Consider the following 13,264-nt stretch of genomic DNA (forward strand, 5'->3'; position numbering starts at 1 on the left):
CCTCCTTCACCAAGGCTTTCAGACTGTTGCTTCAGTCCACAATCCTGGCGGTGGGCGCCTATCTCGTGCTTCAAAACCAGCTCACAGCAGGTGCCATGATTGCGGCCTCCATCCTATTGGGTCGCGCCCTGGCGCCAATTGAATTGGGCATCGGACAGTGGCCGATGGTTCAAAGGGCACGCGTAAGCTGGAAGAGTTTAAAAGAACTCCTGGAGGCTTTTCCAGAAGACCGCGCGTTGACTGAGCTTCCCCCTCCTTCCGCGCAGCTTGACGTTACGAATGTCTCCCTTGTCATCCGCCGAGGCGACAAACCTATTTTGAACCAAATCTCACTCTCTGTCTCTCCAGGTCAAGCGCTCGGGATCATTGGCAAAAGTGGGTCCGGCAAGACCACGCTGGCGCGCGTCCTTGTGGGCCTGGTCAAACCGGTTGCCGGCGACGTCCGGCTTGCAGGGGCAACGCTTGATCAGTATGGCGCGGAGAAGCTCGGACGCTATATCGGCTATTTGCCACAAGACGTGCAGCTGTTCCCCGGCACCGTGGGCGAGAACGTCGCCCAAATGGAAACAAACCCACATGCGGAAAAGGTCGTGGCAGCCGCAAAGAAGGCGCGCGTTCATGAAATCATTCTCAAGCTACCAGACGGCTACGACACATTAATTGGAGTGGCCGACGCACAGCTCTCGGGAGGGCAAAAACAGCGCCTGGCATTGGCACGTGCCCTTTATAACGATCCAGTCCTGCTTGTTCTGGATGAGCCAAATTCCGCTTTGGATGCGGAAGGCTCCGAAGCCCTGAATGCGGTCGTCAACACAATGAAAGCCGAAGGCAAGGCCGTCTTGATTATGACCCATAGGCCAACGGCTATCTCGACCTGTGACAATCTCCTCGTCGTGGATCAAGGGAAGGTCGCAGCCTACGGACCCAGGGACGAAATAATAAAATCCATGATGAAGAATGCCGGCGACGTCCAACGCGCCGTTGGTGGGGGCACGCCATGAGCCAGCGAGTTTGGGGGGCCCGATTGCCACTAACCCTAGGATTTGGAGCCGTCGTCCTACTTTTGGGTGGCATTGGAGTTTGGAGTGTCCAGACCGAAATTGCAGGGGCCGTTGTGGCCTCCGGCAAAGTACAAGTCGAAAGCCGCAGTCAGGTCATTCAGCATCCAGAGGGCGGTGTTGTCGGTGAGATTCTTGCGCACGACGGTGACACGGTGGCGGCCGGAGACATTCTTGTGAAACTCGACGGGACTTTCTTGAGTTCCGAACTGGCCATCATCGAACAACAGCTCGTCGAGATTTTCGCCCGTCGCACTCGACTGGTAGCAGAACGTGATGATGCAGATGACTTTACCTACCAAGACCGTCCTGAATTTATGATTATTGAAACAGCAACTGTCGAAGATCAACTTGCCGGGCAGAAAAACCTTTTTGAAGCCCGCAAACGCTCATTGGTGCGGGAACTTGAGCAACTCACGGAACAACAGTCTCAGATCGAAAGACAGATCGAAGGCGCCGAATCTCAGCAGGTCTCCTTTGAAAAACAGCTTACCCTCATCGAGCAGGAGCTGGCAGATGTGCAGTCGCTGTTTGATAAAGGTTTGGTCGAAACCACGCGCCTCCTGGCTCTGCAGCGCCAGCAAGCGAGCCTTGAAGGGGAAATCGGTCGTCTGACATCAAGCATCGCCGAAAGCGCTGCCCGTATCTCGGGACTAGCAATCGAAGCCCTTCGCCTTGCTGACGCGCGCCGTGAAGCTGCCATTACGCAGCTTCGTGACATCCAGTATTCTGAGATAGAGCTCAAGGAGAGGCGCTTGAGTTTGATTGAGAGACTGTCTCGCTTGGATATCCGGGCGCCGGTCAATGGAATTGTCTTTGATAGCCGCGTATTGGCCCCCCAGGCTGTCATTTCTGCGGCTGAGCCTATCACGTTCATTGTTCCTGGTGATCAGCCGCTCCAAGTCTCGGCGCGTATTGATCCCAACGACATTGAACAGGTCTATTCCGGCCAGGATGTTCGGTTGATGTTTACGACGTTTAGCCGGCGGACGACACCGGAAGTTCTGGGCAAGGTCGTACGCGTCGCAGCAGATGCACAGACAGATGAGGTCACCGGGCTTAGTTACTATGAGGCCATTTTGCGGCCCGATGCCGAAGCGCTTGCGAAGCTGGAAAACGTAGAGCTTCTACCGGGTATGCCCGTTGAGGCATTCCTCAAAACAGAAGATCGAACGCCTTTGTCGTATTTGACACAGCCGCTTACAGTTTATTTCCAACGCGCGTTCCGTGGGGACTAAGTTGTGCTGACGGCATTTCATGCAGGTGGCCACGGACGAAGATTAGGCAGTTAAAGTTCATTCGCACGTGTGTCTCTCTTTTGTACACTCGCCGGCCGACGTGAATTCTCTACAGTTGCGTCTTGGAGTTTACGCCGTCTGCAGTCTGCCAAAGCACGAGTGGCGTTTCAACGCAGAGCGCTTGCGGTGTAGGCGCGCAATTGGGCGTCCGTGGACGTACGAATAACTAAGCGGCCACCTTTTAAGGAAGAACTTGGCATCGATTTGGTAGGTCACAACGCACCGACGAATTTAGCGCTTAGCCTGGAACATCAAATCTGACTTCATGTCACCAATAGGCAAACGAGATATGCCCATGGCAGCCACTGTGCAGAACCATCGGTTCGAGGCTCTGGAGTGTACGCGGTGTGGATTAAGAAAGCGTTTCTTCATTTTGCTCGGTGAGAACCACGGTCGGCTATGTGACCTTGTGTTATCGTCAACTTCTGGCAATATTTTGATATAGGGCAGTGCCAAAACTAATGGTCCCCCAAGCCCTTTGACTATTGACTGCTTTAGCGAGGTTATCTTTCGTGGCTAAACCTGATGTCGCTCCCGCCATCTTGGCAGAGCTAGCGCCAAACGGAACGCTGCGTGCGGGTATAAATCTGAGCAACTTTCTATTGGTAACAGGCAAGGCCCCAAATGGTGACCCGGTCGGAGTATCCCCTGATATGGCGACGGAGATTGCGACCCGGCTTGGAGTTTCAATTCAGTACGTCTTGTATCCCGATCCCGGTTCACTGGCGGACGCCGCAGAGAAAGGCGAGTGGGATATCGGCAATATCGGCGCAGAGCCGCAGCGCGCAAAGACAATTGCATTCAGTGCAGCGTATTGTGAGATCGAGTCTACCTATCTGGTGCCCGCTGGATCACAGATCCGTTCGATTGCTGAGGTTGACCGACCAGGAATTCGTATCGCAACCAAGGGACGAGCCGCCTATGGACTTTGGCTTGAAAACAACCTCCGCCATGCTGAACTCGTGCAAACTGACAGTATCGATCAGTCCTTTGATGCCTTTGTTGAACAGAGGCTTGATGCGCTTGCTGGATTGCGCCCGCGCCTCATCGTGGACGTTTTGCGACTACCAGGTGCTCGCCTCCTTGACGGGCAGTTTAGTGCGGTACAGCAAGCGATAGGGACCCCGCGCAAAAACGCCGAAGCGGCATCTTGGCTCTTTAAGACGGTCGAGGATCTCAAGGCATCGGGCTTTGTTGCCGACCTGATCACAAAGCATAAAGTCGATGGATTGAGCGTGGCTCCAATCGTGTGAAAGCTAGAATTCGTACAATTGCGTGCGTTCAGTTGCGAACTTGCCGATGCTGGAGAATACGTACACTGCAAGCGCAGGCTACGCCACTCTAGCCGCGGGTCTTGTCAGTCTAGGACTTCAACTCTCCGGGTCTCCAATGCCTGCTTCACGGAACCTTATGCTGTCGCGAAAGGAGCGAAAAACCTGGCGTATGCGCTCTGCTCCCAGTGCATTTTCTCAACCACAGCTTGGACGTTTCGGCCTCAAATTGATCCAACGGCCACTTCCAGCGTTCTGGTCTTGTGCACATATGGTGGCACCAAGTCGGAGCGGAACGTCACTGGGGTGCCGTCTTTAGCTCGAACCTTGGGAATACGTACATTCACCGGGCCAATGCCCGTTTGAACCGGGCGCGCTGGGTGATGGCCGTTGCGAACAACTGCCGCATGACCTGCTGCCGTGCGTGCCTCCGCAAATTGCGCGAGGAAGCCTTCCAGCTCAGCTTCAACCGCAGTGGCTATCAATTGCCGCGCGCCTGTTCTCAGCAAATCCGTCAATGCGTCCGAAATCCCGTCTCGACTGGAAAAATCAACAATGTTATCCGTTTCGATGGTGGTGTATCTCCTGCGGTTGGGTTGGTGTCTCGCAACAACAAACCAACCAGATACGCCGCCAACCTTCAAATCCCCAAAACACCAGATTCAGTCATAACTCGCCAATAAACGCTCCCGAGGCATCGGTGATCTTGCCCGCCAGTATTGATTGAAGAGCGCACGGGTTGATCAGTCAACGCTTGGACAACGTCATCAATCATCGACGCCCCGCGCTCACTACCATTAGGATCGATGAGCACGGCACCATCAGTTGTGACGATCAAACCGAATGTCGCATTATTTCCTAAATATTCCGAATTACGTTGTTCCGGCGGACCTACAAGATCCCAAATTTCCTCGGTCACGTTTTGCACCTGTAGAATGTCCGCACTCACGGGAAGGCTGACCCCAAGGATGAAAGCGAGTGCTAAAGCGAATGCTGCAATTTTCACTAGCTTATAACCCTATAATATTCACTTAACTGAATGTATGGTGTGGATTGTGTGGACTAATCAATACAAAGCCACGCGCGCACACCAGTTTCCGCGTGGTAATCTGGAGATGAAACTCGTTATAGTCGCCAATGGAAAAGGTGCGCCTTTTGATTGCAAGAAGCACTCTACTTTGCGCGGGAGGTGGCGATTTCGGTGAAGCAAATGAAGAGGCAATAGCAGACTGACCCATGTCAAAGCCAACTGCCAGACAAGATGGAATAGTGGAAATCGAAAACGGGAGAACCCAAATGGACTTAGAGAAACACAAGAAGTTGCTACTGGATCGTCGGAGTGAGTTGACGGGTCATCTCACGGACTTGGACAACACGCTCGACGAAATGCCATCCAAGGATTGGGAGGATCGTGCCTCGGAGCGGCAGGGTGACCAGGTTCTCGAGACCCTTGGTCATGTCGAGATGGCCGAGCTGAACCGGATCGACGCTGCCCTGGTGCGCATCGAGAGCGGCACTTACGGTGTGTGCCAAGTGTGCGGGAGTGCTGTTCTGGAAGCTCGCCTGGAGCTATTGCCAGATACGCCTTTCTGCAAAAGCTGCGCGCCCTAACCTGCTTTGGCTGGGTTGTGTCAGATGAATTCAATCTCTCCTCTACGAGGTCCGAGAGCGATCTAAAACTTGCCACCCACCATAGCGGCACTGGTCAAAACATAGAAGGGTGACTATTTTCACCGGTCTTTCGTTATAGGAAGAACGAAGGTCGGCTTTTTTGTTAGCATCTGCCAGTCGTATCTGGCGACTTTGCGAGTTTGTCTCGCAACGCTTATCTTAAATTGGCCCCATGATTAGGCTCGGGACAAAAGCGTTCGCAATCTAGTTGCCAAGCGAAACCCTCAACGATCTGGCGGCTTTGCTCGACGACAAAATTTCATGACGACCTAGGCGTCACTGACGCCTTCAGGAAAGAAACACGCTGCCATATTTAGCGTGCCGGTCAGTTCGGGAATCTCTTGCCTGCATCTGTCTTCGGCCTTCCAGCAGCGAGGGGCAAAGGGACATCCTCTTGGAATGTCCAGTGGCGATGGAAGCTCTCCGCTGAGTTTGATCCGATCCTTGCGCGTGGCTGGTTCTGCGCTTGGTGTGGCTGACAAAAGCGCACGGGTGTAGGGATGCCGCGGTGTCTCAAAGACCGCCTCTTTCGGGCCAGTCTCAACCGTGCGACCGAGATACATCACAATTACATTGTCCGCGACATGGCGCACGACGCTCAGGTCGTGACTGATAAAGAGGTAGGCCAGCTGCAATCGGTCCTGCAATTCAGTCAGCAGGTTGAGAATTGCACTTTGGATAGAAAGATCGAGCGCAGACACAGGTTCGTCCAGCACAAGCACCTTTGGGTCCAGCATCAGAGCGCGGGCGATCGCAATCCTCTGGCGTTGTCCACCAGAGAACATATGCGGATAGCGGTCAAAGTGTTCGGGCCGCAGGCCGACCATCTTCAACATTTCACGCGCGCTCGATTCACGCTCTTCTCGGCTGAGGTTCGGGCGGTTGATTGTCAAAGGCTCCTGTAGAATTGCCCCAATCCGCTGCCGGGGGTTCAGTGACCCGTAAGGGTCCTGGAAAACAATCTGCACAGATTGCCGCAGATCGGCCCAATCGGATGGCAGCACCGGCTTTCCATCGAGTTTCAGTTCGCCCTCTGTCGGTGCTTCAATCATCGCAACCATACGGGCCAGTGTCGATTTTCCGCATCCGCTTTCGCCAACGACCGCCAAGGTCTTGCCGGGGCTCAGAGCAAAGTCGAGCCCTGCAACCGCGCGCAACACACGCGGTTTGCGAAACATGCCATCACTTATGGAATAGTGTCGATGGAGCCCGGTGGCTTGGATGACAGGCGCGGTCATGACGCGATCCCTTCGCCAGTGTTAAGCGGGTAGTGGCAGCGAACATTGCCCAAGTCCGTGCCTGCAGTTGCCGGAGGGGTTGTTTTACAGGTGGCATCCGCAAATTTGCAGCGTGGAGAAAAAAGGCACCCGGTTGGCCGGTCAAACTGGCCTGGGACAACGCCCGGAATAGTGGGAAGCAGCCGTTCAATCGCACGCTCTGGCAGCGCGTCCAAAAGCGCTGCGGTGTAGGGATGGTGCGGTTTGTTGAACAGCGGCCCGACTGGTTGTTCTTCGATCTTTTGTCCGGCGTACTGGACGCTTACCCTTTCGGCAGTTTCAGCCACGACACCCATATCGTGGGTGATCAAAACCAGACCCATCCCGGTTTCGTTGCGCAAATCTGCGAGCAGATCGAGGATTTGTGCCTGTATGGTCACGTCTAGCGCTGTTGTCGGCTCATCTGCAATCAGTAGCTTTGGCTTGCAGGAGATGGCCATGGCGATCATTACACGCTGGTTCATCCCACCGGACATCTGATGCGGGAAAGCCGTCAGGCGCTTTTCGGGGTCCGGGATGCCGACCTGCTCAAACAATTCGATCGCGCGACGGTGCTGCGCAGCACGGTCAAGGCCAAGGTGATATCGCAGCGATTCTTTGACTTGCCATCCGACCGTGAAACAAGGATTCAACGCCGACATAGGTTCCTGAAAAATCATCGCCAGATCATTTCCAACGATCCGGCGCCGCGCATTTTTGTCGATGCGCAATAGGTCCTTACCATCAAAGGTGATCTCGTCCGCGGTCACTGTCGCGGTCCATGGCAGCAGTCCCATCAGCGCGAGCATCGACACTGATTTACCCGATCCACTTTCGCCGACGATTGCGAGGATTTCGCCAGGATCAACATCGAAGTCGACGGCATCCACTGCCTGAAACGCGCCCGACGCGGTAGAAAATGCCACGCTGAGGTTACGGATGCGCAAAAGTGACATGGCTCAGCTTCTCTTCAGTTTCGGGTCGAGCGCATCACGCAGCCCGTCACCCATCAGGTTGATGGCAAGCACTGTGACAAGGATTGCAAGACCGGGGAGCGTGACGACCCACCATGCGCGCAGAATGAACTCGCGCGCCTCAGCAAGCATTGTGCCCCATTCCGGTGTCGGTGGCTGTGCGCCCATGCCAAGAAAGCCCAAAGCGGCAGCGTCCAGGATCGCAGTTGAAAAAGACAGCGCCGCCTGCACAATGATTGGTGCCAGACAGTTTGGTAGAACGGTGACAAACATCAGTCGGGGCAGCCCTGCCCCCACGACCTTTGCTGATGTTACATAGTCTTTTTGCAGTTCAGATAGCACACTGGCGCGGGTCAAGCGCACGTAATGTGGCTGCAATACGATAGCGATGGCAATCATAGCGTTCGTCAGGGACGGGCCAAGGATGGCAACCAGAACCAGCGCCAGTAGAAGCGACGGAAAGGCTAGAATGACATCCATGATCCGCATGATGATGGTATCCACCCATTTAGGGGCGAACCCCGCAACAAGCCCCATCAAGATGCCGCCAGATGCCGCAATGCTGACGACGACGACACCTACGAAGAATGAAAACCGCGCGCCGACAATGAGCCGTGAAAGCATATCGCGTCCAAGCGGATCCGTACCAAGCGGAAAGGTCCAGTTGCCACCTTCTTGCCAGAATGGCGGTTGCAGCGTGGCATCCCGGAATTGCGCAGTGGCGTCATGCGGCGCAATCCACGGGCCAAAGAGTGCGAGAAATGCAAAAACCCCAAAGATCCACAGACCTATCACCGCACCCCGATTTTCCCGAAAGTAGAACCAGAATTCCCGCAGCGGGCTTGGGCGTGCGACATCGGATGCTGTGTCAGACATCAGCGCTTCCTAATCTTGGGATTGATGACGCCGTAGAGCATATCAACGGTCAGGTTCACGATCATGACAGCCACGGCGATCAGCAACAGTCCGCCCTGCACGACCGGATAATCGCGCCGGAAAATACTATCGACCATCCACTTTCCAATACCAGGCCAACTGAAGATTGTCTCGGTCAGGATGGCCCCGGCCAGCAATGTACCAACTGACAGACCGATGACGGTGATGACCGGGATCAACGCGTTGCGCAACGCATGCACGCCGTTGATTCGACCAGACGTCAGTCCCTTGGCACGGGCGGTTCTGATGTAATCCTCGCCCAGCACCTCAAGCATGGCGGAGCGAGTTTGGCGTGCTATGACGGCTAGTGGGATCGTGCCCAGCACGATTGTGGGCAACACGAGGTGGCGCACTGCGGATGTGAACGCGCCACTTTGACCCGAGCGCAGACTGTCGATCAGCATGAACCCTGTCGGATCAGGAAAGTAATAAATCAGGTCAATCCGGCCCGAAACAGGCGTCCATTGCAGATTGCCCGAAAACACGATGATCAGCAGCAGGGCCCACCAGAAAATTGGCATTGAGTAACCGATCAGGGCGGTGGACATCAGCGCGCGGTCGTAGAGTTTCCCGCGATTTACGGCGGCGATGACGCCAGCGGGAAGACCCAGAACGACCGCGAAGAACATTGCACAGATTGAAAGCTCAAGTGTGGCCGGGAAAAGAGCAAAGAATTCGTCCCAGACTGGCCTCTTGGTCACAAAGGAATTACCCAGGTCGCCTTGCAGCACGCCTGTCAGGTATTCCCAGAACTGTACAAAGATCGGCCGGTCGAAGCCGAACTGAGCCTCAAGTTCGGCATAGCGTTCATCGGTCAAACCACGCTCACCAGCCATGACGATGATTGGATCGCCGGGCAGAAGGCGGATGAAGCCAAAAGAAATAAGTGTCACGCCCACAAAGGTTGGCACAAAGGTTAGCAGGCGGATCAGGACATAGTTCAGCATTTCAGCACAGTCAGCTCCTTTGGGAATTGGGTCAGTGAGGTGCAACCATCTTGTGTGATCAACACGTCATCCTCAATTCTTACACCGAAGTTGTCGATCTCATAAAGGCCTGGCTCATTAGTGTAGACCGTTCCAGCAGGCAGCACCATGTGGTTGCCGCGCATAATGTAAGGGGCTTCGTGGACATCGCGCCCCAAACCATGACCCGTCTTGGTTCGGATCCGGTCAGCATATGGTGAGGCTTCAAGCACGCCGGTGACAGCATCATCGATCTGATGCGCCGTCACGCCCGCCTTGGTCACTTCAAACCCTTTCAGGTTTGCGCGCAGGACCGTGTCATGGACGGCTTGACCTTCGTCCGTCGCGTGGCCCAGAAAAACTGTCCGTGTGATATCAGCGGCAAATCCGTTTTTGCGCGCTCCAAAATCCAGCAAAAGTGCGTCGCCCGCTTTGACCGCGTAATCAGCGCGTGCCTTTGCATGGGGACGGGCCGAGCCATCGCCAGCCGCAACGATCGGATGAAACGACTGGTCCTCGGCTCCTTCAGCGAAAAGTGCTTGGATTAGGGTCTGTTCGATCTCTTTCTCGGTCTGCCCAAGGCGCACGGTCGCAAGTGTTCGCTCCAAGGCGCGTTCTGAAATTGCGATAGCGGCTTTCAAAGCTTCGATATCAGAGGGCGTCTTGATCATCCTTAACGCGGAAATCTCGCGCTCGGCGTCCATGACCTGCAAATCGGGCTGCGCGCGCAGCAAAGCGTGGTGCACGAAAACCCGCATCACCTGGCCCTCGACAGCAAGCGTTTTGATCTGAAGATGATCTAAGAGAGCGCCAAAAGCAGCTTCATACCCATCTTGATCGCGCCAATCAAAGACGGCACCGTCAAACCCGACCAGATCCCAACTACGCAACTCGAGGTTCGGTACAAGGGCGGCGGGCATGCCGGTCGCGGGGACGACCAGAACAAAGGGACGCTCGTGGCTCATGAAAGGATGGATGACCGCGCGGATAAAATTTGGGCCCGGCACCAGAGCCACCGCATCAACGCCCAGATCGGCGGCGACAGTGGCATATTCCGCAAGGCGGTCTGAGAGGTTATTTTTCAAAGGGTGCGCGCCCGTATCTTAAAAGGCAATGGGGCGCCCGATGAGGGCGCCCCAGCGTTTGGCTTATTGCGAAAGGCCGACCTGGTTGAAGATATGCCCACCCAGCGGGTGCACGACATAGCCTTCAACTTCTGGACGCATGGTCATGTAGACGACCGAGTGCGCGATTGTGGCCCACGGCGCCTGCTCTTTGAAGATAACCTGCGCCTGCTCGTAGAGCGGCTGGCGCTCTGCTTGCGTTGGCAGCACTTTGGCTTGCTGGATCAGGTCTTCGAACGGCTGGTGGCACCATTGTGCACGGTTCGAGTTTTCGCGTCCGTCACATCCCAACAGAACTGCCAGGAAGTTATCCGGATCGCCGTTGTCGCCGGTCCAGCCCAGCAGGATCGCACCATCGCGGTCAAGCTCACGCGACCGCGACAGATACTCGCCCCATTCGTAGGAGACGATTTCCACCGTGACACCGATTTTTGCAAAGTCTTCCTGCATCAGTTCGGCCATGCGACGCGCATTTGGGTTGTAAGGGCGCTGCACAGGCATTGCCCAGATCTTCATGTTGAGATCCGTCACACCTTCGGCTGCCAACATGGCACGCGCCGCATCCGGATCGTAGGCATCGTCCTCAATGGCGTCATTGTAGGACCACATCGTTGGTGGAATCGGGTTTTTGGCGATTTGCCCGGAGCCTTGGAAGACCACGTCGATGATCGCCTGCTTGTCGATCGCCATGTTCAGGGCACGACGTACGTTTGCGTTGTCGTAAGGCGCAATTGTCGTGTTGTATGCAAGATATCCGACGTTCAGGCCTTCCTGCTCCATTACAACAATATCTTCAGCGTCTTTCATTGCCTGAACATCAGCCGGGTTTGGATATGCCGTAACGTGGCACTCACCCGCCTGAACCTTTTGATAGCGCACGGAGGCATCCGGCGTAATCGCGAAGATCAGGCTTTCGACTTTGGCTGCATCGCCCCAGTAGTCATCGTTACGAAGATAACGGATGACGGCGTCTTTCTGGTAGGCTTGAAACGCAAATGGACCGGTGCCGATAGGCGCTTGGTTCAGCATTTCCGGCGTACCGGCTGCCATCATCGCATCGCCGTACTCTGCCGACACGATCGAAGCGAAATCCATCGCCATATTGGCAATAAACGGTGCTTCGGGGCGGGCCAGATTGAAGATAACCGTGTAGTCATCGGTTTTTTCGATGCTGGTCACCAGGTCCGGCATGGACATACCGCCGTAGTATTCCCAAGTGCCACCGGAAACGGTGAAATAAGGATGAGCTTCGTTGCCCTGGCGGTCAAACGTAAAGATCACGTCGTCGGCGTTAAAGTCACGACTTGGCGTAAACATGTCGTTTGAGTGAAATTTTACACCCTGACGCAGATTGAACGTCACCGTCATGCCATCGTCGGAAACGTCCCAGCTTTCAGCAAGCCCGGGAATTACTTCCGTTGTACCGACTCTGAATTCAGTCAGTCGGTTGTAGATCGGATGGCTCGAAGCATCGAAAGTGGTGCCCGCTGTGTAAAGTGCGGGGTCAAAGCCTTCGGGCGACCCTTCCGAGCAATAGACCAATGCCTGCGACGAAGCCGCAGTGGCGCTAAAAGCCCCAAGCAACAAGCCAATGGCGATTTTGTGTTTAAGTAACATGAGTTACCTCCCTTGAATAATTTTTTCGAAACTACGATCTGGAGCTTGTTTTTCCGCGAACAGGCGCAAGAGAGCAAAATCACTTCCGCTCTACTCGCAACATGTCACCATGACGGAACAGCCATTCCCCAACAGCATTTCTTTTATAATACGAACATGATTACGTTGCTTTGCCAATAGAAAAGCGCGGCAAAACAGAATGCGTGGTTATCTCCAGCCTTCGCCATTTCTAACGGGGCGCCACTTTTTGACACATAAACGGGTTATGTTGCGGACGAGCGCGAGACAAAGCCGTAGAGTTGGCGTTCCTACTCTCGGCCATTGGTTGCGGGACTTGACCCTTTGCTTTTGCGGCCATTGGCCAGCTGACGCTGAGACAAACATGCGCTACGCCGCGAAGGATTAGTGGGTTCAGGGCCAGACACCACGGTCCAGCCCTCTATTTTCTTCAATTTGTCAGCATCAGCCGCCAAACACACGTCCCAATGCTTCGTCGATGGCATGGGTGATTGCATCGATGTCATCCGCAGTCGCAATAAGCGCCGGGCTGAGACACAGCGTGTTGTTGAACCCCGTCAACGAACGGTTGGTCGCGCCAATAACAACGCCCTGCTGCATGCAGTCCGCCACAACCCGTTGCACTAGCTTTTCGTCTGCGGGCTCTTTGGTCGTGCGATCTGCCACCAGTTCGGCGCCAGCAAACAACCCCAAGCCCCGCACATCCCCAATCACCGCATGTTTTTGAGCCAGAGCGTTCAAATTCTCAAGCACCCGCTCGCCCATAGCGATCGTGTTTTCAAGCAATCCTTCTTCCTCGATAATCGCCATGTTTTCAATCGCGGCAGCAGGCCCGGCAGTACAGCCGCCAAAGGTGGAAATATCGCGAAAATAATCCATTGGATCGTCAGGAGCCGATTTGAACAGGTCGAATACGCGCTCTGTCGTCACCATGCAGGCGATGGCGGCATACCCCGACGCAACACCCTTCGCCATTGTGACAAAGTCCGGCTTCACATCATATTGCTGGTAGCCGAACCATTTGCCTGTCCGCCCGACGCCACAAACGACTTCGTCGATATGGAGTAATATGTTGT

12 protein-coding genes and 1 pseudogene are annotated in these 13,264 nt (G+C 54.9%); 4 read left to right on the forward strand and 9 right to left on the reverse strand.

Going from position 1 to position 13,264, the window contains the following annotated elements; all coding sequences use genetic code 11:
* The 3 genes from Q1B15_RS23130 to Q1B15_RS23140 all read left to right on the forward strand — a co-directional run.
* Positions 1 to 1,001 (forward strand): ATP-binding cassette domain-containing protein (locus Q1B15_RS23130; protein ID WP_299758561.1); only part of this gene is annotated, 1,001 nt, incomplete at its 5' end.
* Positions 998 to 2,296: an HlyD family type I secretion periplasmic adaptor subunit gene (locus Q1B15_RS23135; RefSeq protein ID WP_299758563.1), complete on the forward strand. Its 1,299-nt coding sequence runs from the start codon at positions 998 to 1,000 to the stop codon at positions 2,294 to 2,296. The genes Q1B15_RS23130 and Q1B15_RS23135, both read left to right, overlap by 4 nt.
* Positions 2,297 to 2,868: 572 nt before the next feature.
* On the forward strand, positions 2,869 to 3,609 hold the full coding sequence (locus tag Q1B15_RS23140) for a transporter substrate-binding domain-containing protein (protein ID WP_299758565.1): 741 nt from the start codon (positions 2,869 to 2,871) through the stop codon (positions 3,607 to 3,609).
* A gap of 254 nt (positions 3,610 to 3,863) precedes the next feature.
* Here the strand turns inward: Q1B15_RS23140 and Q1B15_RS23145 are convergent.
* Positions 3,864 to 4,199: pseudogene (locus Q1B15_RS23145) on the reverse strand (transposase); the annotation flags it as partial.
* Positions 4,200 to 4,267: 68 nt separating this feature from the next.
* Positions 4,268 to 4,633 carry a hypothetical protein gene (locus tag Q1B15_RS23150; RefSeq protein WP_299758567.1) on the reverse strand — a complete coding sequence of 122 codons (366 nt, stop codon included), beginning with the start codon at positions 4,631 to 4,633 and terminating at the stop codon, positions 4,268 to 4,270.
* Between the two features lie 290 nt (positions 4,634 to 4,923).
* Between Q1B15_RS23150 and Q1B15_RS23155 the strand changes: the two genes are divergently transcribed.
* Positions 4,924 to 5,238, forward strand: coding sequence for a TraR/DksA family transcriptional regulator (locus tag Q1B15_RS23155; RefSeq protein WP_299758569.1), 315 nt, complete (start codon positions 4,924 to 4,926; stop codon positions 5,236 to 5,238).
* A 329-nt stretch (positions 5,239 to 5,567) separates the two neighbouring features.
* On the opposite strand, the gene Q1B15_RS23160 is transcribed toward Q1B15_RS23155, so the two are convergent.
* The 7 genes from Q1B15_RS23160 to Q1B15_RS23190 form a co-directional block, all read right to left on the reverse strand.
* Complete coding sequence (locus Q1B15_RS23160; RefSeq protein ID WP_299758571.1) at positions 5,568 to 6,536, reverse strand: dipeptide ABC transporter ATP-binding protein; 969 nt, start codon at positions 6,534 to 6,536, stop codon at positions 5,568 to 5,570.
* Entirely contained in the window at positions 6,533 to 7,510 is a 978-nt protein-coding gene (locus tag Q1B15_RS23165) for an ABC transporter ATP-binding protein (RefSeq protein WP_299758573.1), read from the reverse strand. Before Q1B15_RS23165 ends, Q1B15_RS23160 begins: the two co-directional genes overlap by 4 nt.
* Before the next feature lie 3 nt (positions 7,511 to 7,513).
* Entirely contained in the window at positions 7,514 to 8,404 is an 891-nt protein-coding gene (locus Q1B15_RS23170) for an ABC transporter permease subunit (protein ID WP_299758575.1), read from the reverse strand.
* Positions 8,404 to 9,411, reverse strand: coding sequence for an ABC transporter permease subunit (locus Q1B15_RS23175; protein WP_299758577.1), 1,008 nt, complete (start codon positions 9,409 to 9,411; stop codon positions 8,404 to 8,406). The genes Q1B15_RS23170 and Q1B15_RS23175 overlap by 1 nt, the downstream gene beginning before the upstream one ends.
* Positions 9,405 to 10,514, reverse strand: coding sequence for a Xaa-Pro peptidase family protein (locus Q1B15_RS23180; protein ID WP_299758579.1), 1,110 nt, complete (start codon positions 10,512 to 10,514; stop codon positions 9,405 to 9,407). The genes Q1B15_RS23175 and Q1B15_RS23180 overlap by 7 nt, the downstream gene beginning before the upstream one ends.
* Positions 10,515 to 10,577: 63 nt before the next feature.
* Positions 10,578 to 12,170 carry an ABC transporter substrate-binding protein gene (locus Q1B15_RS23185; protein WP_299758581.1) on the reverse strand — a complete coding sequence of 531 codons (1,593 nt, stop codon included), beginning with the start codon at positions 12,168 to 12,170 and terminating at the stop codon, positions 10,578 to 10,580.
* A gap of 462 nt (positions 12,171 to 12,632) precedes the next feature.
* Positions 12,633 to 13,264, reverse strand: a 632-nt coding sequence (locus Q1B15_RS23190; protein ID WP_299758583.1) for an aminotransferase class III-fold pyridoxal phosphate-dependent enzyme, incomplete at its 5' end; no start/stop codon positions are given.

It is taken from the genome of uncultured Boseongicola sp. (assembly GCF_937988555.1).
Lineage (GTDB): Bacteria > Pseudomonadota > Alphaproteobacteria > Rhodobacterales > Rhodobacteraceae > Boseongicola.